2 protein-coding genes are annotated in these 357 nt (G+C 74.2%); one reads left to right on the top strand and one right to left on the bottom strand.

The window, feature by feature from the left end; genetic code table 11:
• The first annotated feature begins 25 nt into the window (after positions 1-25).
• On the top strand, positions 26-85 hold the full coding sequence (locus Q0L15_RS25035; protein WP_366939618.1) for a hypothetical protein: 60 nt from the start codon (positions 26-28) through the stop codon (positions 83-85).
• On the opposite strand, the gene Q0L15_RS19660 is transcribed toward Q0L15_RS25035, so the two are convergent.
• Positions 75-357 (bottom strand): pyridoxamine 5'-phosphate oxidase family protein (locus Q0L15_RS19660; protein WP_296606285.1); only part of this gene is annotated, 283 nt, incomplete at its 5' end. The two genes, Q0L15_RS25035 and Q0L15_RS19660, sit on opposite strands and share 11 nt — an antisense overlap.

Here is a 357-nt window from a genome sequence, read left to right on the forward strand (position 1 = left end):
CGCCTGGGTCGCGGCCGGAGCGGAGCTGGTCGGCGGCTGCTGCGGCACCGGCGCCGCGGACATCGCGGCGCTGGTCAGGCGCTGAGCAGCCGGCGGCCGGTGAGCCGGTCCGGCTCGACACGCACGAAGCGTCGGCGCGGTCCGCCTGGCCAGACCCGCATCTCGATCAGGGTGTCGGGCACGTCGAGCTCGTCGACCAGGTGGGCGATCCCGACCACGACCACGCTCCAGGCGGTCCGGTTCTCGGAGTCGACGTGGTCGACCTCGACGACGACCTGCTGACCGTCGCACTCCCGCGCGAGCGCCGACTCCGGCTCGACGCGGAACCAGATCGCCGCCTCGCCCACCGCGTAGTTC

The organism is Nocardioides sp., assembly GCF_024509035.1.
Classification (GTDB): Bacteria; Actinomycetota; Actinomycetes; order Propionibacteriales; family Nocardioidaceae; genus Nocardioides.